The organism is Enterobacter cloacae complex sp. IR5428 (genome assembly GCF_049238585.1).
Taxonomy (GTDB): Bacteria; Pseudomonadota; Gammaproteobacteria; order Enterobacterales; family Enterobacteriaceae; genus Enterobacter; species Enterobacter intestinihominis.
In genome coordinates this window covers 1-19,796 of sequence record NZ_JBMKHV010000012.1, presented here as the reverse complement: position 1 = coordinate 19,796, position 19,796 = coordinate 1, and the positions used below count along the sequence as shown (strand labels likewise).

General features: G+C 56.0%; 21 protein-coding genes. 5 read left to right on the top strand and 16 right to left on the bottom strand.

Annotated features, from left to right (window positions below):
- Window positions 1-13 precede the first annotated feature (13 nt).
- Entirely contained in the window at window positions 14-1,315 is a 1,302-nt protein-coding gene (locus tag ACOTXC_RS17155) for a serine dehydratase subunit alpha family protein (protein WP_421767856.1), read from the top strand.
- 93 nt (window positions 1,316-1,408) lie between these two features.
- On the opposite strand, the gene ACOTXC_RS17150 is transcribed toward ACOTXC_RS17155, so the two are convergent.
- Window positions 1,409-2,110, bottom strand: a complete 702-nt coding sequence (locus ACOTXC_RS17150) for a pirin family protein (RefSeq protein ID WP_022649481.1) — start codon at window positions 2,108-2,110, stop codon at window positions 1,409-1,411.
- Between the two features lie 104 nt (window positions 2,111-2,214).
- On the opposite strand from ACOTXC_RS17150, the gene yhaJ reads away from it, so the two are divergent.
- Complete coding sequence (gene yhaJ / locus ACOTXC_RS17145; RefSeq protein ID WP_022649480.1) at window positions 2,215-3,117, top strand: DNA-binding transcriptional regulator YhaJ; 903 nt, start codon at window positions 2,215-2,217, stop codon at window positions 3,115-3,117.
- A gap of 47 nt (window positions 3,118-3,164) precedes the next feature.
- Here yhaJ and ACOTXC_RS17140 read toward each other — a convergent pair whose 3' ends face one another.
- From ACOTXC_RS17140 to ACOTXC_RS17090, 11 genes are all read right to left on the bottom strand, one after another.
- Complete coding sequence (locus ACOTXC_RS17140) at window positions 3,165-3,530, bottom strand: DUF805 domain-containing protein (RefSeq protein ID WP_022649479.1); 366 nt, start codon at window positions 3,528-3,530, stop codon at window positions 3,165-3,167.
- 106 nt (window positions 3,531-3,636) lie between these two features.
- The gene (locus ACOTXC_RS17135; protein WP_421767855.1) at window positions 3,637-4,623 is read right to left on the bottom strand and encodes a glutathione S-transferase family protein; all 987 of its coding nucleotides are present in this window, start codon (window positions 4,621-4,623) and stop codon (window positions 3,637-3,639) included.
- 72 nt (window positions 4,624-4,695) lie between these two features.
- The gene (locus tag ACOTXC_RS17130) at window positions 4,696-5,088 is read right to left on the bottom strand and encodes a DoxX family protein (RefSeq protein WP_006812075.1); all 393 of its coding nucleotides are present in this window, start codon (window positions 5,086-5,088) and stop codon (window positions 4,696-4,698) included.
- A 254-nt stretch (window positions 5,089-5,342) separates the two neighbouring features.
- Complete coding sequence (locus tag ACOTXC_RS17125) at window positions 5,343-5,639, bottom strand: YqjK-like family protein (protein ID WP_022649477.1); 297 nt, start codon at window positions 5,637-5,639, stop codon at window positions 5,343-5,345.
- A complete protein-coding gene (locus tag ACOTXC_RS17120) occupies window positions 5,636-6,034 on the bottom strand; it encodes a phage holin family protein (protein ID WP_003862647.1) in 399 nt (132 codons plus the stop codon). The genes ACOTXC_RS17125 and ACOTXC_RS17120 overlap by 4 nt, the downstream gene beginning before the upstream one ends.
- Before the next feature lie 2 nt (window positions 6,035-6,036).
- A complete protein-coding gene (locus ACOTXC_RS17115; protein WP_008503141.1) occupies window positions 6,037-6,342 on the bottom strand; it encodes a DUF883 family protein in 306 nt (101 codons plus the stop codon).
- Window positions 6,343-6,371: 29 nt separating this feature from the next.
- On the bottom strand, window positions 6,372-6,740 hold the full coding sequence (locus ACOTXC_RS17110) for a DUF1090 domain-containing protein (protein WP_017382428.1): 369 nt from the start codon (window positions 6,738-6,740) through the stop codon (window positions 6,372-6,374).
- Between the two features lie 143 nt (window positions 6,741-6,883).
- Window positions 6,884-7,267: an EnvZ/OmpR regulon moderator MzrA gene (mzrA, locus tag ACOTXC_RS17105; protein ID WP_022649476.1), complete on the bottom strand. Its 384-nt coding sequence runs from the start codon at window positions 7,265-7,267 to the stop codon at window positions 6,884-6,886.
- A gap of 2 nt (window positions 7,268-7,269) precedes the next feature.
- Entirely contained in the window at window positions 7,270-7,932 is a 663-nt protein-coding gene (gene yqjA, locus ACOTXC_RS17100; RefSeq protein ID WP_022649475.1) for a DedA family general envelope maintenance protein YqjA, read from the bottom strand.
- A 341-nt stretch (window positions 7,933-8,273) separates the two neighbouring features.
- On the bottom strand, window positions 8,274-9,050 hold the full coding sequence (gene exuR, locus ACOTXC_RS17095) for a transcriptional regulator ExuR (RefSeq protein ID WP_421767854.1): 777 nt from the start codon (window positions 9,048-9,050) through the stop codon (window positions 8,274-8,276).
- Window positions 9,051-9,246: 196 nt separating this feature from the next.
- A complete protein-coding gene (locus ACOTXC_RS17090; RefSeq protein ID WP_022649474.1) occupies window positions 9,247-10,545 on the bottom strand; it encodes an MFS transporter in 1,299 nt (432 codons plus the stop codon).
- 475 nt (window positions 10,546-11,020) lie between these two features.
- Between ACOTXC_RS17090 and uxaC the strand changes: the two genes are divergently transcribed.
- Together uxaC and ACOTXC_RS17080 are read left to right on the top strand one after the other, a co-directional pair.
- The gene (uxaC, locus tag ACOTXC_RS17085) at window positions 11,021-12,433 is read left to right on the top strand and encodes a glucuronate isomerase (protein ID WP_126291444.1); all 1,413 of its coding nucleotides are present in this window, start codon (window positions 11,021-11,023) and stop codon (window positions 12,431-12,433) included.
- 17 nt (window positions 12,434-12,450) lie between these two features.
- Complete coding sequence (locus ACOTXC_RS17080) at window positions 12,451-13,938, top strand: UxaA family hydrolase (protein WP_126291442.1); 1,488 nt, start codon at window positions 12,451-12,453, stop codon at window positions 13,936-13,938.
- 139 nt (window positions 13,939-14,077) lie between these two features.
- Here ACOTXC_RS17080 and sstT read toward each other — a convergent pair whose 3' ends face one another.
- The 4 genes from sstT to ACOTXC_RS17060 all read right to left on the bottom strand — a co-directional run bounded on the left by sstT (window position 14,078) and on the right by ACOTXC_RS17060 (window position 18,385).
- On the bottom strand, window positions 14,078-15,319 hold the full coding sequence (gene sstT / locus ACOTXC_RS17075; protein WP_023298692.1) for a serine/threonine transporter SstT: 1,242 nt from the start codon (window positions 15,317-15,319) through the stop codon (window positions 14,078-14,080).
- Window positions 15,320-15,594: 275 nt separating this feature from the next.
- Window positions 15,595-16,560 carry a TerC family protein gene (locus ACOTXC_RS17070; RefSeq protein WP_022649470.1) on the bottom strand — a complete coding sequence of 322 codons (966 nt, stop codon included), beginning with the start codon at window positions 16,558-16,560 and terminating at the stop codon, window positions 15,595-15,597.
- A 252-nt stretch (window positions 16,561-16,812) separates the two neighbouring features.
- Entirely contained in the window at window positions 16,813-17,811 is a 999-nt protein-coding gene (locus tag ACOTXC_RS17065) for a Gfo/Idh/MocA family protein (protein ID WP_022649469.1), read from the bottom strand.
- 70 nt (window positions 17,812-17,881) lie between these two features.
- Window positions 17,882-18,385, bottom strand: coding sequence for a M48 family metallopeptidase (locus ACOTXC_RS17060; protein ID WP_023298690.1), 504 nt, complete (start codon window positions 18,383-18,385; stop codon window positions 17,882-17,884).
- Window positions 18,386-18,468: 83 nt separating this feature from the next.
- Here ACOTXC_RS17060 and rlmG point away from each other — a divergent pair, with 83 nt between their 5' ends.
- On the top strand, window positions 18,469-19,605 hold the full coding sequence (gene rlmG, locus ACOTXC_RS17055) for a 23S rRNA (guanine(1835)-N(2))-methyltransferase RlmG (RefSeq protein ID WP_023298689.1): 1,137 nt from the start codon (window positions 18,469-18,471) through the stop codon (window positions 19,603-19,605).
- Window positions 19,606-19,796: the final 191 nt, after the last annotated feature.

Here is a 19,796-nt window from a genome sequence, read left to right as displayed (position 1 = left end):
TAAGGTCGTAACGATGTCTGAGCAAATTAATCCTTTATGGAACCATTTTATTCGCGCGGTGCAGGAAGAGGTAAAGCCTGCGCTGGGCTGTACCGAACCCGTCTCGCTGGCGCTGGCGTGCGCGATGGCTGCCGGACAGCTTGACGGTGAGGTGACGCGTATCGAGGCGTGGGTATCGCCGAACCTGATGAAAAACGGGCTTGGCGTAACGGTGCCCGGTACCGGTATGGTCGGTTTACCCATCGCGGCCGCGCTGGGCGCGACAGGCGGTAACGCGCATGCCGGACTGGAGGTGTTGAAAGACGCGTCGTCCGAGGCGCTAACGCGCGCCAAAGCACTGCTGAACGCGGGTCTGGTGCAGGTAAAATTGCAGGAGCCGTGCGATGAGATCCTCTATTCACGTGCCTGCGTTTACGTCGGTGAATCCTCGGCGATGGTGACCATCGCTGGCGGGCACACTCGCGTGGTGGAGGTAGTTTGTCAGGGCGAAACGCGCTTCAGGCTTGACGATAATCAGAGCCAGAACAACGACGATCCGCTGGCGGTACTCTCGACCACCACGCTGTCGCAGATCCTTGAGTTTGTAGAGCAGGTGCCGTTCGACGCGATCCGCTTTATCCTCGATGCGGGGCGGCTGAACGATGCGCTCTCCCGCGAAGGTTTGCGTGGCAACTGGGGGCTGCATATTGGCGCGACGCTCAATAAACAGCGCGCACGCGGCTGGATGGCGCAGGATCTGGGTTCAGACATTATTATCCGCACCAGCGCAGCCTCGGATGCCCGCATGGGAGGCGCGACGCTGCCGGCGATGAGCAACTCGGGTTCCGGGAATCAGGGCATCACCGCCACCATGCCGGTGGTGGTGGTGGCTGAGCACGTTCAGGCCGATGACGAACGGCTGGCGCGGGCGCTGATGCTCTCGCACCTGTCGGCGATCTATATCCATTACCAGCTTCCGCGCTTGTCCGCGCTGTGTGCGGCGACAACAGCCGGAATGGGGGCTGCGGCGGGGATGGCGTGGCTGATGGGCGGTTCTTACCAGAGAATTTCCATGGCGATCGGCAGTATGATCGGCGACGTCAGCGGGATGATCTGTGACGGGGCGTCTAACAGTTGCGCAATGAAGGTCTCGACCAGCGTCACCAGCGCCTGGAAAGCCGTGATGATGGCGCTGGATGATACTGCCGTGACGGGCAACGAGGGGATTGTGGCGCACGACGTGGAGCAGTCGATCGCGAACCTGTGCGCGCTGGCGTGCCGCTCGATGCAGGCAACGGACCGGCAGATTATTGAGATTATGGCGAGTAAGGTGTAAAAATTTCCCCTCACCCCAACCCCTCTCCCCATAGGGGCGAGGGGCTCGATCGTTCCCTCTCCCCTTTGGGGAGAGGGCTAGGGTGAGGGGGGGTTAAACCGGCAAATCAATCAGCAGCGCGCGCAGCGGCGTATCCGCCACCAGGGTGATATTCGCTTCATCACGAATAAACGCGCCGTCGCCGCAGGTGAGCGCCTCTTTCTCTTCCGCGTGCGTCACCGCATGCACCGTTCCGTGAATGGACTGCAGATAGGCGCGCGGGCCATGAAGCTGGAAGCTTGCCTGTTCACCTTTTTTCAGTTCGATATGGTGCAGCCACACCTGCTGGCGCAGCTGCAGGCTGCCTTTGCTGCCATCAGGGGATGCAATCAGCTGCTGTTTATCGCCCTTCAGATCGATTTTTTGCACCAGCGGATTTTCCCGCTCCGGACAGGCATCCAGCCACAGCTGCATGCGGGTCAGCGTTTTGTCTTTGCTGAGGTTATGCTCGCTATAGCTAATACCCGGCTGCGTGGAAATTAACAGCGCCTCGCCAGCCTTCGCCTGGACATGATTGCCCTCGCTATCGCGGTATTCTGCCTCGCCTTCCAGGATCAGGTTCAGGATATCGACTTTCGGGTACGTGCGCGGCTGGAAGGACGCGCCCGGGGCGAGCACTTCCTGGTTCAATACGCGCAGTGAAGCGTAACCGAGAAGTTTAGGGTCAAAGTAGTGTCCAAAGGAAAAGGTGTAGCGGGCCTGCAACCAACCGAAATCGGCTTGTCCACACTGTTTCGCTGTTCTTGTCGTAATCATAAACTTGACCTCTCTTTACACTAAATCAATGGTAAAGGTATGGACGCTGCAATGTTAGCCAGATATTCTGCCCGGTATGTTCAAATTTCCTGAATGAGAACGAGATGGCTAAAGAGAGAGCATTGACGCTTGAGGCGCTTCGCGTCATGGACGCGATTGACAGGCGCGGCAGTTTTGCCGCGGCGGCAGATGAACTGGGGCGCGTTCCGTCTGCGCTGAGCTATACCATGCAAAAGCTGGAGGAGGAGCTGGATGTTGTGCTCTTCGATCGCTCTGGTCATCGAACAAAATTCACCAACGTTGGGCGGATGCTGTTAGAGCGCGGCCGCGTATTGCTGGAAGCGGCGGATAAACTGACGACCGATGCCGAAGCGCTGGCCCGCGGCTGGGAAACCCATCTGACGTTAGTGACCGAAGCGCTGGTGCCCACCGAGGCGCTGTTCCCACTGGTGGACCGCCTGGCGGCGAAGGCCAATACGCAGCTGTCGATCATCACCGAGGTGCTGGCAGGGGCGTGGGAGCGTCTTGAGACGGGCAGGGCGGATATCGTTATTGCGCCGGATATGCATTTCCGCTCATCGTCAGAAATTAACTCGCGCAAACTGTACAGCGTGATGAACGTCTACGTCGCTGCGCCGGGTCACCCGATCCATCAGGAGCCGGAACCGCTCTCTGAGGTCACGCGCGTGAAATACCGCGGCGTGGCGGTGGCGGATACCGCGCGCGAGCGCCCGGTGTTAACGGTGCAGTTGCTGGATAAACAGCCGCGTCTGACGGTGACGTCGCTGGAAGATAAGCGTCAGGCGCTGCTGGCGGGGCTGGGCGTGGCGACCATGCCGTATCCGTTCGTCGAAAAGGACATTGCAGAGGGACGGCTGCGCGTTGTCAGCCCGGAATACACCAGCGAAGTGGATATTATTATGGCGTGGCGTCGTGACAGCATGGGCGAAGCCAAATCATGGTGTTTACGCGAAATTCCGAAGCTTTTCACGCAATATAATAAATAAAATCGTAATTTGTAGGCCCGGTAAGCGAAGCGCCACCGGGCTTTTTTTTATGCGCAGATCTTCGGATCCGGACCAAAGCGGTTTTCTCCCGGCGTTCCGCTCTGACAGTTGAAAATCAAAATCACGATCCAGCCGATAAGCGGGATCAACAGCAACAGCAGCCACCACGCCGAACGATCGGTGTCGTGAAGACGACGAAACAGTACGGCCCATGAAGGCAGCAGAACCAACACACCATAAATGGTGGTGAGAATGCCTTCGCCCCCCTCGCGTTCCCAGCCGAGGATTTTGTCCACAATACCCAGCACCATAATCAGGACGAAGTTCACCAGAACGAACATCCAGTACTCTTTACGGCGGGCACGGCCACCAAATCCAACGTAGTTGCGCAGTACTTTTAAATACCAGTCCATTTTTCCTTGCCTCTTAGTCAGTCAATCACTTGTTTTCTAAGCGATCGAGGTAAGGATAGATGTATGCCGTGAATTAAAAAAGGGAATCAATTGATTCCCTAAATAATTATCCGAAACGCACGTCGCGCCCGTGTGGTTCATCCAGATCCTGCCACGGACCAATGGAGATAATGCCCGTTGGGTTGATGGTCTTATGACTGCGGAAATAATGGGTGCGAATATGGTCAAAATTGACCGTCTCCGCAATACCCGGCATCTGATAGATGTCGCGCAGGAAACCGTGCAGGTTCAGATAATCGCTGATGCGATGCTTGTCGCACTTGAAGTGGGTGACATACACCGGATCGAAGCGGATCAGCGTCGTCCACAGGCGGATGTCTGCTTCGGTGAAGCGATCGCCCGTTAAATAACGATGCTGGCCGAGGATCTGCTCCAGACGTTCCAGGGATCCAAACACGTTGCCGACCGCTTCGTCGTACGCTTCCTGACTGGTGGCAAAACCGGCTTTATAGACGCCGTTGTTGACGTTGTCGTAGATCCAGCCGTTCAGCTCGTCAATTTTCTCGCTCAGCTCAACCGGATAGTAATCCCCGGCGCGGGCGCCGTGCGCGTCAAACGCGGTATTGAACATGCGAATGATTTCAGCGGATTCATTGCTGACGATCGTCTGGTTTTTCTTGTCCCACAGTACAGGCACCGTTACGCGTCCGGTGTAGTGCGGATCGGCGCGCAGATAGAGCTGATACAGGAAATCGTGATGATAAAGCTCATCACCCGTCGCGGCCGGGAAGTCACTGTCGAACGTCCAGCCGTTTTCCAGCATCAGCGGGTTGACCACCGAAACCGGAATTAGCGATTCGAGACCTTTAAGTTTGCGCACAATCAGCGTACGGTGCGCCCACGGACAGGCGAGAGAAACATACAGATGATAACGATCTTTCTCCGCCGCAAAGCCCCCTTCGCCACTCGGGCCGGGTGCGCCGTCGGCGGTCAGCCAGTTACGGAAGGCCGAAACAGAGCGCTTAAAGCGTCCACCGGTGGATTTGGTGTCATACCAGACATCCTGCCAGACGCCGTCTACGAGTTGTCCCATTTTTTACTCCTCCGTCAGATAGCAAAAGCGAGGAGATGTCTCCTCGCTTTGAATTTAATCAGTATAGCGTGCTTACCACTTCTTATTCAGAAGACGGTCGATGCTGTAGGCGCCCGGACCCGTGATAGCCAGCAGCAGGAAGCCACCCGCGATTGTCAGGTTTTTCATGAACATCAGGGAGTTCACGCCTTCCGCAAAGTTGCTGTGGAAGATGAACGCGGTCAGCAGGGTAAAGCCTGCGGTGAACAGCGCCGTGGTGCGGGTCAGGAAACCGAACAGCACTGCCAGGCCGCCGCCGAACTCAAGCAGGATGGTCAGTGGCAGCAGGAAACCCGGTACGCCCATCGCTTCCATATACTGCTGAGTGCCCGCATAGCCGGTAATTTTGCCCCAGCCTGCGGTGATGAACAGCACAGGCATCAGAATACGCGCTACCAATACACCAACATCTTCTAATTTTTTCATTTTACTCTCCAGGAAACCACATCAGCGGCTAAACGTTATTTGCGTGCAAATTCGGGTAGATACCGCGTCTTTGCTGTCGATGGAGAGGAGTGTAAACGGGGCGGATGGCAATTGTTAGCAAGGAAAACTGTCAATCTTTTTCAAAGATATTGAGTAAGGGAGCATAGAGAGATTTTGCCGGGTGACGGCTACGCCTTACCCGGCCTACTTTTTTACCGTAGGCCGGGTAAGCGCATCGCCACCCGGCGAGAAGGCTAGCGCAGCTGCTGCTGACGAATCGTTGCTTTCACCAGACGCCATGCGCTCCAGACACCAAAGCCACGGCGTGCCCAGCGAATCAGCATGTTTGGATGACGAATCGTCCAGATCGCCATCACGCTGCTACCCACCAGCGCCCACGATCGCAGGCTCAGAAGAGTATTCCAGCCGCGATCGTAACGCTGGGTCAGCTCCAGCCAGTCGCGACGGCTGGCGGACAGGTCCAGCCGCTGCTGCTGGATCTGGCTCAGCAGATACGCTTTCCGCTTTTGACGTTCGGCTTTGTCGCTCACGACTTATCATCCTCCAGCAGGGCGCGGTCGTTGGCCAGCTCCTGGCGCGTATGGCGCAGGAAGGTCGACGTGCGCGCTTTATGCAGGGTCCAGATACCGCCTATCAGCGCCGCCACCAGCAGAACCACGGTAGTCGCAATCATCGCGTTCAGTCGATACTGTGGATCGATAGCCCAGATGATTAACACCATCAGGCTCATCAGACCAAACGCGGCAAAGAGCATCGTAAGCCCAAGCATGAGCAGCATCTGGAAGAGATTGGCTTTCTCCTCTTCCAGTTCCACTACCGCAAGCCGGACGCGCGTTTCGGCAATCCCGACCAGCGTCGTAAGAATACGCTGGCCGATGCCGAGGACGTTTTTAGCAGGCCCTTGTGCGTGACGTGGATCTTCCATAATCAACGACGCGTCAGCAGGACACCCAGCACCACACCCACTGCGGCACCAATACCAACGCCTGTCCATGGATTGTCACGTACATATTCGTCTGCGCGCGCAGCCGCTTCGCGGGTCTGTTTCGCCAGTGCATCACCGGTTTCACCCAGACGGTAACGGCTCTCTTTCAGTGCCTGCTCCGCTTTGCTGCGCAGTTTGCTGACTTCTTCTTTCGATTTATCGGCAGAAGAGTTCAGCACCTCTTCCAGGGTGTCCGCCAGGGATTTCAGCTCAGCGCGCAGATGTTCTGAAGTTGTATCTTTTGACATGATTCTCTCCTGTTGAGATTTCCGTTAACTCAATAATCGCGAGCTTCCAGCGCTTTCAGTTCGTCCTGCGCCTCTTGCAACTTCCTCTCGCGCTTGGCAATTTTTTCCGCATCACCTTTCTCTTTCGCTTCTTGCAGGTCTTGACGGCGCTCGGCTATCTCGTCCTTCTGTTCAGCGATTTTTTCCTGATGATCGGCACGCAGCTTGCTGTCCGTACAATTGTCTTTCACTTCGCTCAACGCTTTTTTCAGTCCGTCGATCCGGTGCTGATTGTTATGCTTTTCGGCATAACTGATTTCGCGTTGAATATCCTGTTCTTTCTCCTGACAAAGAGACATAGCGAAGGAAGCTGTGCTTAAAGAAAAAAGGGCCAGAGCCAGGGTGATGCGGTATTTCATTATAGAAACCTTCCATTGTGTTACGGCGTAAGCCGTGTTCCAGAACTATGCGGAGAACATCTGAGGGGTGCTCCGCGTACTTAAGCATAGTAAGTAAACGGGAGTTTCACCAAAGTGGGTGAAAATATTCGGAATATTAGTCGTTAGCCAAATCGATGCGACGTGTCGCGTAACCGTGACATCCAGGAGGCTACGTGGCTGTCATCATCCTGTTGCGCGATGATGTAACCCTGCGGCAACGTGCGGTCCAGCACCGCTTTCGCCGCGGCGCTTTGCGCACTGGAGTCAAATTTTATCAGCAGCACGTCGTCTTGCGGCGTGATGCTCTTAAAGCGGATCCCGTTAGCATCCAGATGATGCCAGATGGAAAAACCATCCGGCACGCTGGTTCCTTGACTCACAGGACGGATAGTCAGCGTCGACTCCTGGTGCTGTAGGGCAGACCATAGCAGGATGAGAGCGCTGAACATCATTAGCGCGACGATGGCGTAAGAGAAGCGGCGCAGCGCGAGCGGGGAGATAACCATCGTTAACCCCTGGCTCCGTATTTCTTTTTCCACAGTACGACCAGTGAACCGACCAGGCCAAACACCAGCAGGACGACGGGCAGCAGCATCAGGCAAGACATCAGCTGGTCTTCATATTTCATAAAGACCGGCGTTTTACCGAGCGCATAGCCGAGCGTGGTCAGGATCAGAACCCACAGCAGGCCGCTCATCCAGTTAAAGAACTGGAAGCGCGCGCTGCTCAGGCCGGACAAGCCCGCAATGGTCGGCAGCAGGGTGCGTACGAATGCGATAAAGCGGCCAATCAGCAAGGCGGAGAGCCCGTGCTTATGGAAAAGGTGGTGCGCTCGCTGGTGATAATGTGCCGGAAGATGCGAAAGCCAGTTCTGAACGATTCGCGTGTTGCCCAGCCATCGCCCCTGAATATAACTCACCCAGCAACCCAGGCTGGCGGCAATGGTCAACAGCAGAACCGTTTGTGGGAAAGCCATCGCCCCTTTTGCACAGAGCACCCCAACCAGCACCAGCAGGCTGTCGCCCGGTAAAAAGGCAGCAGGCAGCAGGCCGTTCTCAAGGAACAGGATCATAAATAACACAAAGTAGAGCATGCCAATCATGGACGGGTTGGCCAGCGTTTCGAAATCCTGAGCCCAGAGGGCGTTCAGTAGTTGGGTCAAAAGTTCCATTCAGTGTTCCTGGAAATCGGTTAACGTCACGCCTGTCATACGGGAAAACAGCACGGCGACATTGTTATGATTTCATTATGGTCGCTCGCGGACACAATGATGTGTGGCCAACACTGTTCCCTGTTAATTGGCTGGTTAGCAAGCACTAACTTACAAAATAACGAAGTGAATCCAATTGTAACAAAGCCCGACGTTCTGCGTCACAGAATTTGAGGGGAAACACGATTTTGGCGTAAGCCACGGAGGGGAGCGAGAGATTTTACAAAGGCTGACACTATAGAGGTTTTCTTACCCTGTCTGGCCGGAAGGCGCGGCGGTGCGCCTGCCAGCAGTTCAGGAGGTTATTTTGTGACATTGGTCGCGGTATCGAGGTGAACCACCGGATTATCAGCAAAAAGATAGCGGTCAGCGTTAAATTCAAAGTCATCACTCGTTTCATTAAAAAGCATCTGTTTAGTGTTCTCCAGATGCTGCCACATTGCCAGTTTCGCCGCATGCGGATCTTTACGAATCAGGGCCTTAAGAATCTGGTCGTGGTCGTCACACCAGTTGTCTACCGTGCGGGAATCAATGTGATCGTGCAGTTTCTTCCAGTACGGGTTGTGAACGCGCTGAGTCCACATTTTTTCAACGATTGCCGCCAGCGCCGTGTTTTGAGTCGCAAGGGCGACCTGGACGTGGAATTGCAGGTCCCATTCGGAATCGCGGAAACATTTTTCTTTACGCGCATGATCCTGGATTTCCATCAGCTTCATGATGTCCTGCTTGGTGACCTGCGTCGCTGCGAATTCTGCGATATTGCTTTCAATCAGCTGGCGAGCCTGGAGAAGCTCAAACGGACCGTAGCTGGCAAATTCCAGACTTTCGTCCGGCGTGGGGGAGTGTTTCGCCTGGCTGGAAATCACGTGAATACCGGAACCTTTGCGTACCTCAACATACCCTTCAACTTCCAGCATGATGATGGCTTCGCGGACCACCGTGCGGCTGACGCTTTTTTCATCCGCAATAAAACGCTCAGCGGGAAGTTTATCACCGACAAGATAGACCCCTTGCTCGATGCGATCTTTCAGCTCGGCGGCAAGTTGTTGATATAAACGACGTGATTCGGTGATTTCCATATGCGCTCCAGGCAGGGTACGGCGAATGATTTGTTATACCACTTTTGCGTGCCACTCTCCAGATTTCGCCATTAAAAAAGCCGCCCGGAGGCGGCTTTTGCGACGTTTTTGCCGGGTGGCGCTACGCTTACCCGGCCTACGGTTTTATCGGGTGTTGTAGGCCGGGTAAGGCGAAGCCGCCACCCGGCACAACAAGCTAACTCTGCGTCGCCGGTCCCCCAAGGGACTCTTTCGCCAGTTCCTCGGCGGATTTACTCTTCAGCACCGTCCAGATAACCACCGCGCCCAGCAGGTCGAAGATGGCCAGTACCGCGAACAGCGGGCTGAAGCCGATGGTGTCTGCCAGCGCGCCGACCACGAGGGCGAACAGGGTACTTGCGGTCCAGGCGGCCATCCCGGTCAGACCGTTGGCGGTGGCAACTTCGTTACGACCAAACACGTCGGACGAGAGCGTAATCAGCGCGCCAGACAGAGACTGGTGAGCAAAGCCCCCGATACACAGCAGGGCGATAGCCACGTAAGGACTGGTGAACAGGCCAATCATGCCAGGGCCAATCATCAGCAGGGCGCCCATGGTGACCACCATCTTACGGGACACAATCAGGTTCACGCCAAACCAGCGCTGGAACAGCGGTGGCAGGTAGCCGCCGACGATACAGCCCAGGTCTGCAAACAGCATTGGCATCCAGGCGAACATCGCGATCTCTTTCAGGTTAAAGCCGTAGACTTTGAACATGAACAGCGGGATCCAGGCGTTGAACGTACCCCAGGCCGGTTCCGCCAGGAAGCGTGGCAGGGCGATACCCCAGAACTGACGGGTACCCAGGATCTGCCAGACGGACATTTTTTTACCGTTGTCGGTCTGATGATGAGATTCCTGACCATTAATAATGTAGTCACGTTCTTCGGTAGACAGCTTTTTCTGATCGCGCGGGTGTTTATAGAAGATCAGCCACGCCATGGCCCAGGCAAAACTCAGCACACCGGAGATGATGAACGCCATTTGCCAGCTGTGCATCACAATCGCCCACACCACCAGTGGCGGAGCAATCATCGCCCCGATGGAGGAACCCACGTTGAAGTAACCGACAGCGATTGAACGTTCTTTTGCCGGGAACCATTCAGAGCTGGCTTTCAGACCCGCAGGGATCATCGCCGCTTCGGCAGCACCTACCGCACCACGTGCTAGCGCCAGCCCGCCCCAGCTGCCAGCCAGCGCCGTCGCCCCGCAGAAGACGGCCCATGCTACAGCGAAGAAGGCATAACCAATTTTTGTACCCAGAATATCAAGAACATAACCTGCAACAGGCTGCATTACGGTGTAAGCGGCAGAATACGCCGCAATGATGTAAGAGTATTGTTGTGTGGAGATATGTAACTCTTCCATCAACGTTGGCGCCGCTGCTGCCACGGTGTTACGTGTCAGGTAGCCCAGCACGGTGCCGAGCGTCACCAGTGCGATCATGTACCAACGTAACCCTTTAATTTTACGCATGTAAAACCTCATCGTTATGTTATTTCCGTGTCGGGACACGGCAACAACTCAACCGTTGCCGGGAGCTGTTCTGTAACGGGAGGGGCGTAACCGGGAACCTGTCCCGGAACGGCCCGAACCTTGCCATAAGTCATCGTGCTAAGTCGGCTTCCGTACCGTTAAATCCGATGTAACAAACACCGGTAATGCATTCCGTCGGCTTATAGTTTGCGACGGCGAAAAGATAACTTGTCATACAACTTTAAAAGGTGAGTGACATCACAAAAGAGTGAATCTTTGTAGGGATATTATGCGGCGTGCGTAAAGCCAGATCTGGCGCGGCCTGCAAGAAGGTTTACCCCTTTGAGGGTAATTTATTTGTCGACGTTTATTGATCTAACTCACGAAAAAAACGTCGGACTCTGGAAATTGGTGTGATAACTTTGCAGCATCTGAACATAAGCTTTCTGACGCTCCCGTAATGAGGAAGACGATAATGACACCGTTTATGACCGAAGATTTCCTGTTAGATACCGAATTTGCTCGCCGCCTGTACCACGACTACGCAAAAGATCAGCCGATTTTCGACTACCACTGCCATTTACCGCCGCAACAGGTTGCCGAAAATTACCGTTTCAAAAACCTGTATGATATCTGGCTGAAGGGTGACCATTATAAGTGGCGCGCGATGCGCACCAACGGCGTGGCCGAGCGCCTGTGTACCGGCGACGCGACCGATCGCGAGAAGTTTGACGCCTGGGCCGCTACCGTTCCCCACACCATCGGTAACCCGTTATACCACTGGACGCACCTCGAACTGCGTCGTCCTTTTGGCATCACCGGCAAGCTGCTCTCTCCCGCCACGGCGGATGAAATCTGGGATCAGTGCAACGAACTGCTGGCGCAGGATAGCTTCTCGGCGCGCGGCATCATGCAGCAGATGAACGTGAAGATGGTGGGCACAACCGACGATCCGATCGACTCCCTGGAGCACCACGCGGTTGTCGCGAAGGACAGCACCTTTGACATCAAAGTGCTGCCAAGCTGGCGTCCGGATAAAGCCTTCAACATTGAGCTGCCGACCTTTAATGACTACATGACGAAGCTGGCTGAAGTATCGGATACCGATATCCGTCGTTTCGCCGATCTGCAATCCGCGCTGACCAAACGTCTGGATCACTTTGCCGCACACGGCTGTAAAGTGTCTGACCACGCGCTGGACGTGGTGCTGTTCGCGGATTCCAGCGAAGCCGAGCTGGACAGCATCCTGGCGCGTCGTCTCTCCGGCGAAGCCCTGAGCGAGCGTGAAGTCGCCCAGTTTAAAACCGCGGTGCTGGTGTTCCTCGGTGCGGAATATGCCCGTCGCGGCTGGGTTCAGCAGTACCATATCGGCGCGCTGCGTAATAACAACCAGCGTCAGTTTAAACTGCTGGGCGCGGACGTGGGCTTCGACTCCATCAACGACCGCCCTCTGGCGGAAGAGCTGTCAAAACTGCTGAGCAAACAGAACGAGCAAAACCTGCTGCCGAAAACCATTCTCTACTGCCTGAATCCGCGCGATAACGAAGTGCTGGGCACCATGATCGGCAACTTCCAGGGCGAAGGGATGCCGGGCAAGATGCAGTTCGGTTCCGGCTGGTGGTTTAACGATCAAAAAGACGGCATGGAGCGTCAGATGACACAGCTGGCGCAGCTCGGCCTGTTGAGCCGCTTCGTTGGCATGCTGACCGACAGCCGCAGTTTCCTCTCCTATACCCGCCATGAATATTTCCGCCGCATTCTGTGCCAGATGATTGGCCGCTGGGTGCACGCGGGCGAAGCGCCAGCGGATATCCAGCTGCTGGGCGAAATGGTGAGAAACATCTGCTTTAACAATGCGCGTGACTACTTCGCCATTGAACTGAACTAAGGCCGTTTGAGGTTGATATGCAATACATCAAAATCCATTCGCTGGATAACGTTGCCGTCGCGCTGGCAGATTTAGCCGAAGGGATGGAAGTGACCTTCGACAACCAGTCGGTGACGTTACGCCAGGCCATTGGACGTGGACATAAGTTTGCCCTGTTCCCCATTGCGAAAGGGGAGAACGTGGTGAAGTACGGTTTGCCCATCGGTCATGCGCTGGCGGATATTGCGCCGGGTGAATACATTCATTCCCACAATACCCGCACCAATCTCAGCGATCTGGACGAGTACAGCTATCAACCTGACTTCCAGCCAGAAGAAGGACAGGCGGCCGATCGTGAGGTACAGATCTACCGCCGCGCCAGCGGCGAGGTGGGGATCCGCAATGAGCTGTGGATCCTCCCGACTGTCGGCTGCGTGAACGGGATCGCGCGTCAAATTCAGACGCGTTTCCTGAAAGAGACTAATGATGCTGAAGGCACCGACGGCGTGCATCTGTTCAGCCACACCTACGGTTGTTCCCAGCTGGGCGACGACCACATCAATACCCGCACCATGCTGCAAAACATGGTGCGCCACCCGAACGCGGGCGCGGTGCTGGTGATCGGCCTCGGCTGCGAGAACAATCAGGTCGACGCCTTCCGCGACACGCTGGGCGAATTTGACCCTGAGCGCGTGCACTTTATGGTGTGTCAGCACCAGGACGACGAAGTGGAAGCGGGCGTTGAACAGCTGCATCAGCTGTACGAGGTGATGCGTCACGACAAGCGCGAGCCGGGCAAGCTGAGCGAACTGAAGTTTGGCCTGGAGTGCGGCGGATCTGATGGCCTTTCCGGCATTACCGCTAACCCAATGCTGGGTCGCTTCTCGGATTACGTGATTGCCAACGGCGGCACTACGGTGCTGACCGAAGTGCCGGAGATGTTCGGCGCAGAGCGCATTCTGATGAGCCACTGCCGCGACGAAGAGACCTTTGAGAAGACCGTCACCATGGTGAACGACTTCAAACAGTACTTCATCGCCCATAACCAGCCGATATACGAGAACCCCTCGCCGGGTAACAAAGCGGGCGGGATCACCACGCTTGAAGAAAAATCCCTGGGCTGCACTCAAAAAGCGGGCGCCAGCCAGGTGGTGGACGTGCTGCGCTACGGTGAGCGGCTGAAAACGCACGGCCTGAACCTGCTCAGCGCACCGGGCAACGATGCGGTCGCCACCAGCGCGCTGGCAGGCGCGGGCTGTCACATGGTGCTGTTCAGTACCGGGCGCGGTACGCCGTACGGCGGGTTTGTGCCGACGGTGAAAATCGCCACTAACAGCGAACTGGCGGCGAAGAAAAAGCACTGGATCGACTTTGACGCGGGCCAGCTGATCCACGGCAAAGCGATGCCGCAGCTGCTGAGCGAATTCGTGGACACGATTGTGGAATTTGCCAGCGGCAGGCAGACCTGCAACGAGAAGAACGACTTCCGCGAGCTGGCGATCTTTAAGAGTGGTGTGACGCTTTAAGTCGGGTGCGGGCTGGTGCCCTCACCCCGGCCCTCTCCCACAGGGAGAGGGTGCAAACACTAAAAACGGCAACACATGTTGCCGTTTTGCATTTACCTTGTAGGCCCGGTAAGGCGTAGCCGCCACCGGGCTTTTCTTTTTAACTGCGCAGGGCGTTCTTCGCTAAACGCGCATCTTCCGCCTGACAGGCTGCGGCGGTAAACAGCACGTCGGTAGAGGAGTTCAGCGCGGTTTCGCAGGAATCCTGCAATACGCCGATAATGAAACCGACCGCGACAACCTGCATGGCAATCTCGTTCGGAATACCGAACATGTTACAGGCCAGCGGGATCAGCAGCAGAGAGCCGCCCGCCACGCCGGATGCGCCACAGGCACACAGTGATGCAACGACGCTCAGCAGCAGCGCGGTTGGCAGATCTACCGGAATACCCAGCGTATGCACCGCCGCCAGCGTCAGCACGGTGATGGTAATCGCCGCACCGGCCATGTTCACGGTTGCACCCAGGGGAATCGACACCGAATAGGTATCGCGGTCCAGGTTCAGCTTCTCCGCCAGCGCCATGTTCACCGGTATGTTCGCCGCTGAGCTGCGGGTGAAGAAGGCATACACGCCGCTCTCGCGCAGGCAGGTCAGCACCAGCGGATACGGGTTGCGGCGGATCTGCCAGAACACCAGCAGCGGGTTGATCACCAGCGCCACCAGCAGCATACAGCCGACCAGGACGACCAGCAGCTGCGCGTAGCCCCACAGTGCGTCGAAACCGGTGGTGGCCAGCGTCGAAGAAACCAGACCAAAGATACCGACTGGTGCAAAGCGAATCACCAGCTTCACCATGAAGGTCACTGCATTGGACAAATCGTTAACCAGGTTTTTCGTGGTCTCGTTGCCATGACGCAGCGCGAAGCCCAGACCAATCGCCCAGACCAGGATGCCAATGTAGTTTCCGTTCATCAGTGCGGTGATGGGGTTAGAGACCATGCTCATCAGCAGGCCGCGAAGGACTTCCACAATCCCGGACGGCGGGGTGATATCACCGGCCGCGCTGGTCAGGTGCAGCGTGGACGGGAACAGGAAGCTAAACACAACGGCCGTTAAGGCAGCAGAGAAGGTTCCCAGCAGATACAGGAACAGAATAGGGCGAATGTTGGTTTTTTGTCCGTGCTGGTGGTTGGCAATCGACGCCATCACCAGCATCAGCACCAGTACCGGGGCGACGGCCTTCAGTGCGCCAACGAAAAGGGTGCCGAGCAGTCCCGTCGCTTCCGCCGCAGGTTTTGACACCATCGCCAGCAGAATACCCAGTACCAACCCGACCAGAATTTGTTTTACAAGACTGCCCTGCGCCAGGCGCGCAAGCAGGCCCTTAGATTGTGTGCTCATACGTTATTCCTGAGTGAAATTGCGTTCCATCCTGGATGTGCTCTAAGTCACATTTGTATCCGGATGTAAGTATTTGTTTGCCTGGTTGAGTATCAGGGAAAGCAGCGAAAGGCGGAAGCGTAAAATGCTGGATTTTACGTGTTGCGTCATGTTTTTTAACTATTGGTTAACGAAAGTGCCGGGTGGCGCTGCGCTTACCCGGCCTGCATTGCATTTCCCCCTCTCCCCGTGGGAGAGGGGTGGGGTGAGGGCATCAGCCCGCACCGAACGTTGCACTAAGCCTGCTGCTTCTTATCGTGCTGGCGGTTAACCCAGGTATTGATAATCAGCGTCACCAGCAGAATGCCAAACACCACGCCGAGCGAAATGGCGATCGGGATATGGTAGAAATCAACAATCAGCATCTTGATACCGATAAAGACCAGAATCACTGACAGACCGTACTTCAGCATTGAGAAGCGCTCTGCCGCGCCCGCCAGCAGGAAGTACATCGCACGCAGGCCGAGGATGGCGAACAGGTTCGAGGTCAGCACGATGAACGGGTCGGTGGTAACTGCGAAGATAGCCGGGATACTGTCCACCGCGAAAATCACGTCGCTCAGCTCGACCAGAATCAGCACCAGCAGCAGCGGGGTGGCGAACAGCAGGCCGTTCTTACGCACGAAGAAATGCTCGCTCTCGATCTTGTCCGTCATGCGCAGATGACCCCGGATCCACTTCACCAGCGGCTTATCACCGATACCGGTATCGTCTTCTTTCGCCAGCGCCATTTTGACCCCGGTGAACAGCAGGAACGCACCAAACACGTACAGCAGCCATTCGAACTGGGTAATCAGCCAGCTACCGGCGAAGATCATGATGGTACGCAGGATGATGGCGCCTAGCACGCCGTATACCAGCACGCGGCGTTGCAGGGCCGCAGGCACGGCGAAGTAACTGAACAGCATCAGCCAGACGAAGACGTTATCAACCGCCAGCGCTTTTTCAATCAGATAGCCGGTGAGGAAGGCGAGTGCCTGAGGATCGGCCACCGCGCGACCTTCGGTTGAGGCCAGATACCACCAGAAGGCGGCGCAGAAAAGAAGTGAGAGGGTAACCCATACCAGCGACCAGACGGCGGCTTGCTTAACGCTCATGCCGTGTTCGCCGCGACGACCCTGCAAAAAGAGGTCGATCGCCAGCATGATGAGCACGACAACCGCGAATCCGCCCCACAGCATTGGAGTGCCGACAGAATGCATACTATTTTCCTTACACATAAAAAAACAAAAACGGCTATGGTCAGAAGACGATAGCCGTTAGCTTTTTATGCATAGACCTCGCCTTCCGGCAAGGTCTCACTTACAACCACGAAGGTTGCCCGGCGACCGGATGCGGTTTTGCACGCATCGTAATGACGATCCACCGGCGAAGAAGTTACTCCCCTTTGCAGGTAACAAATTATGTCAGACCATCGATTTCGTCAATGGTCTGCACGATTTCATTACACAGCTTTACGCGACGGCTTCCACATTCACGCCGTCTGCGGGGAAGATTACGCCGGTCTGTCGGCGGATCTCCGTTTGCAGCTTCGCCGTGGTGCGGCTGATCGCCAGTCCCGGGTGGTTCACTTCGTTGTCTTCTACCAGACGGGCGAAGACCTCTGCCTCATAAAGCATAGTGTTAATATGCTGAGGCTGCGTCAGCTCCTGCGCTTTTCCGCCGCGCGGAACGATGCTGAGCTTCTGGCATTCGGAGATTTTTTCGATCACCAGCGAGCCGTCTTCGCCCTGAATTTCGCTTGGCAGCACGGAGTCGCTGACCTTCGAGTGCTGCAACGTCACGCTGAAATCACCGTAGTCCAGCACCACAACGCCGTGTGCATCCACGCCGCTCTCCAGCAGGCTGGCGGTGGCCGTCACGCCGTGTGGTTCCCCCCACAGCGCAACCGCAGAGGCCAGGCAGTAAAAACCGATATCCATAATCGAGCCATTCGAGAAGGCCGGGTTAAAGGTGTTCGGGTTTTCGCCGTCCAGATAGCGCTGGTAGCGCGAGGAATACTGGCAGTAGTTGATAAAGGCTTTACGCACTTTGCCAATTTTCGGCAGGGACTGCTGCAACAGCAGGAAGTTGGGCAGGCTGGCGGTTTTGAACGCTTCAAACAGCACCACCTGGTTTTCGCGGGCAAGCGCAATGGCGGCTTCCACTTCGTGGATATTCGACGCCAGCGGCTTCTCGCAGATCACATGCTTTTTATGACTGAGGAACAGCTTCGTTTGCGGGAAGTGCAGAGCATTCGGGCTGGCGATATAGACCGCGTCAATGGCGTCGCTTTGCGCCATCTCATCGAGTGAGGTGAACAGATGTTCAACCAGGTAGTCATTCGCAAAACTTTGCGCCTGCTCAAGGCTGCGGGAATAGACTGCGGTGAGCTTATATTTGCCGGTTTCGTGGGCGGCGTCGACGAACTGGCGCGTGATCCAGTTCGTACCGATGACTGCGAAACGTATCATAAACGTTTACGTACTCCGTAGCAGGGAACCTAAAGCCACTGTAGCACGTCCTCATGACATTTCGCGTGCGCTACTGCGCATTACTCTTTAACGATAAATGCGTCAGCCACAAACGGGTATCAAACTCCAGCTGGTGGTACTGCGGCTCCATATGGCAGCACAGGGAATAGAACGCTTTGTCGTGATCTTTCTCTTTCAAATGCGCCAGCTCGTGCACCACGATCATCCGCAGAAAGGCTTCCGGTGCATTGCGAAAGACGGTCGCGACGCGGATCTCCGCCTTAGCCTTCAGCTTGCCGCCCTGCACGCGGGAGATGGCGGTATGCAGGCCGAGCGCGTTTTTCAGCACGTGGATCTTGTTGTCGTACATCACCTTGTTGATAGGCGGGGCGCTCTTCAGATACTGGCTTTTCAGATCCTGCGTATACTGCCAGAGGGCTTTGTCAGTCGCGAAATCATGCGTGCCCGGGTAGCGTTTTTCCAGCACCGCGCCGAGCTTTCCCGCGGCGATCAGGTCGCGAACCTGGGATAGTAATTGCTCCGGGTAGCCCTGGAGATAAGTCAGCTGGTTCATCAAAACCCCAAAATAGTGTGAAAACGGGTATACTCACGCACCCTTTTCAGGGATACGCCAAATTTTACCATTCAGGAGGGCCGATGAGCCACTTAGACAACGGTTTCCGTTCACTCAACCTTAAACGTTTCCCGGAAACGGACGACGTGAACCCGCTTCAGGCGTGGGAAGCGGCGGATGAATATCTGCTGCAGCAGTTGGATGAGACTGAAATCCGCGGCCCGGTTCTGATCCTGAATGACGCGTTTGGCGCGCTGGGCTGTGCGCTGGCGGAACATGCGCCTTACAGTATCGGCGATTCTTACTTAAGCGAGCTGGCGACGCGTGAAAACCTGCGTCACAACGATATCGACGAATCCAGCGTGAAGTTCCTCGACAGCACCGCGGACTACCCGCAGGCGCCAGGGGTGGTGCTGATTAAAGTGCCCAAAACCATGGCGCTGCTGGAGCAGCAACTGCGCGCGCTGCGTAAAGTCGTGACGCCAGAAACGCGCATCATCGCGGGCGCCAAGGCGCGTGATATTCACACCTCGACGCTGGAGCTGTTCGAGAAAGTGCTCGGCCCGACCACTACGACGCTGGCCTGGAAAAAAGCGCGCCTGATCAACTGTACCTTCAGCGCGCCGGAACTGGCCGACGCGCCAGAGACCCTGAGCTGGAAGCTGGAAGGGACCGACTGGACCATCCACAACCACGCGAACGTCTTCTCCCGTACCGGTCTGGATATCGGCGCACGCTTCTTTATGGAACATCTGCCGGAAAACCTGGAAGGGGAGATTGTCGATCTCGGCTGCGGTAACGGCGTGATTGGCCTGACGCTGCTGGCGAAGAACCCGGAGGCCAGCGTGGTGTTCAGCGACGAATCGCCAATGGCGGTGGCTTCAAGCCGTCTGAACGTGGAAACCAATCTGCCGGAGGCGCTGGATCGCTGCGAGTTTATGATCAATAACGCGCTGTCCGGCGTAGAGCCTTTCCGCTTCAACGCGGTGTTTTGCAATCCTCCGTTCCACCAGAAGCACGCCCTGACGGATAACGTCGCGTGGGAGATGTTCCACCACGCGCGCCGCTGCCTGAAAATCAACGGCGAACTGTACATCGTGGCGAACCGCCATCTGGACTACTTCCACAAGCTGAAGAAGATTTTCGGTAACTGCGTCACCATTGCCACCAATAACAAATTCGTGGTGCTGAAATCGGTGAAGCTGGGGCGTCGTCGGTAAGATCGCTTTGCCTGGCGGCGCTTCGCTTGCACAGGCCTACGGTTTCAAATGCCCGGTGGCGCTTCTGTATGACCGGATACATAGGTAACAGATCAGACCGGGAACATAGGTAACACTTTTCAGTCTATCCGGAGCACACTCTGGGTTTTTCGGTCGTAGTACGCAAGCGTTATTCCATTAAAGATGATGGC

Coding starts and splice junctions, on each gene's coding strand:
- ACOTXC_RS17070 (WP_022649470.1), bottom strand. CDS start 16,560: ATGCATTCTGTCGGCACTCCAATGCTGTGGGGCGGATTCGCGGTTGTC.
- ACOTXC_RS17155 (WP_421767856.1), top strand. CDS start 14: ATGTCTGAGCAAATTAATCCTTTATGGAACCATTTTATTCGCGCGGTG.
- yhaJ (WP_022649480.1), top strand. CDS start 2,215: ATGGCTAAAGAGAGAGCATTGACGCTTGAGGCGCTTCGCGTCATGGAC.
- yqjA (WP_022649475.1), bottom strand. CDS start 7,932: ATGGAACTTTTGACCCAACTACTGAACGCCCTCTGGGCTCAGGATTTC.
- ACOTXC_RS17065 (WP_022649469.1), bottom strand. CDS start 17,811: ATGATACGTTTCGCAGTCATCGGTACGAACTGGATCACGCGCCAGTTC.
- rlmG (WP_023298689.1), top strand. CDS start 18,469: ATGAGCCACTTAGACAACGGTTTCCGTTCACTCAACCTTAAACGTTTC.
- ACOTXC_RS17060 (WP_023298690.1), bottom strand. CDS start 18,385: ATGAACCAGCTGACTTATCTCCAGGGCTACCCGGAGCAATTACTATCC.
- ACOTXC_RS17115 (WP_008503141.1), bottom strand. CDS start 6,342: ATGTCAAAAGATACAACTTCAGAACATCTGCGCGCTGAGCTGAAATCC.
- ACOTXC_RS17080 (WP_126291442.1), top strand. CDS start 12,451: ATGCAATACATCAAAATCCATTCGCTGGATAACGTTGCCGTCGCGCTG.
- ACOTXC_RS17130 (WP_006812075.1), bottom strand. CDS start 5,088: ATGAAAAAATTAGAAGATGTTGGTGTATTGGTAGCGCGTATTCTGATG.
- ACOTXC_RS17150 (WP_022649481.1), bottom strand. CDS start 2,110: ATGATTACGACAAGAACAGCGAAACAGTGTGGACAAGCCGATTTCGGT.
- mzrA (WP_022649476.1), bottom strand. CDS start 7,267: ATGGTTATCTCCCCGCTCGCGCTGCGCCGCTTCTCTTACGCCATCGTC.
- ACOTXC_RS17140 (WP_022649479.1), bottom strand. CDS start 3,530: ATGGACTGGTATTTAAAAGTACTGCGCAACTACGTTGGATTTGGTGGC.
- uxaC (WP_126291444.1), top strand. CDS start 11,021: ATGACACCGTTTATGACCGAAGATTTCCTGTTAGATACCGAATTTGCT.
- ACOTXC_RS17135 (WP_421767855.1), bottom strand. CDS start 4,623: ATGGGACAACTCGTAGACGGCGTCTGGCAGGATGTCTGGTATGACACC.
- ACOTXC_RS17120 (WP_003862647.1), bottom strand. CDS start 6,034: ATGGAAGATCCACGTCACGCACAAGGGCCTGCTAAAAACGTCCTCGGC.
- sstT (WP_023298692.1), bottom strand. CDS start 15,319: ATGAGCACACAATCTAAGGGCCTGCTTGCGCGCCTGGCGCAGGGCAGT.
- ACOTXC_RS17090 (WP_022649474.1), bottom strand. CDS start 10,545: ATGCGTAAAATTAAAGGGTTACGTTGGTACATGATCGCACTGGTGACG.
- exuR (WP_421767854.1), bottom strand. CDS start 9,050: ATGGAAATCACCGAATCACGTCGTTTATATCAACAACTTGCCGCCGAG.
- ACOTXC_RS17110 (WP_017382428.1), bottom strand. CDS start 6,740: ATGAAATACCGCATCACCCTGGCTCTGGCCCTTTTTTCTTTAAGCACA.